Below are 567 nucleotides of genomic sequence, written 5' to 3'. Positions count from 1 at the left end.
GCCATCAGGCGTGATTTCTTTCGTCAGCCGCCCCAGCAGGTCGTAGGCGTACTCCAGCTTTTCTTCGGTCACCCCAAGTTGCTTGCCGGTACCACTCGGGTGGCGCTCGATGCTGAGCAACCGGTCAGCGTCGTCATAGCTGAACAGCTGCTGTGCATCGCTGTTCAGCTTGCTGAGCAGCCGGCCAATGGCATCACGCTCGAACAGCGTATGCCGCTGCGGCCGCTCGGCATTTTCGCCGTAACCAATCTCCTCCAGCCGCGTCAGATGCCCGCCAACGTTGTAGCTGAAGCGCCGGGTCAGGTTGTCCACCCGCACCTCTTCCGTCAGCCGGTCCGACACGTCGTAGGCAAAGCTGTAGGTGGCGTTGTTCTCGTTGACCAGCGCGGTCAGGCGGATGGCCTTGTCGTACTCGTAGCGCACCCGCTGGCCCTTGGCATCCTGGCGGCTGCCGGGCAGGCCGCGGGCGGTGCGCAGCAGGCGGGTGGTCTGGCCCTTGCCGTCGGTGTGGCTGAGTACTTGGCCGTAGACGTTGTAGGTGAAGGTTTCCGCCGTGCCGTCCGGGTG

Annotated in this window: 1 pseudogene; it reads right to left on the bottom strand. The window is 64.2% G+C overall.

Annotated features, from left to right (window positions below):
- Positions 1-567, bottom strand: a pseudogene (locus HP547_RS29270) (type IV secretion protein Rhs); the annotation flags it as partial.

The organism is Pseudomonas sp. CM27 (genome assembly GCF_013179515.1).
GTDB lineage: Bacteria > Pseudomonadota > Gammaproteobacteria > Pseudomonadales > Pseudomonadaceae > Aquipseudomonas.
This window is presented reverse-complemented; position numbering and strand designations above follow the sequence as displayed.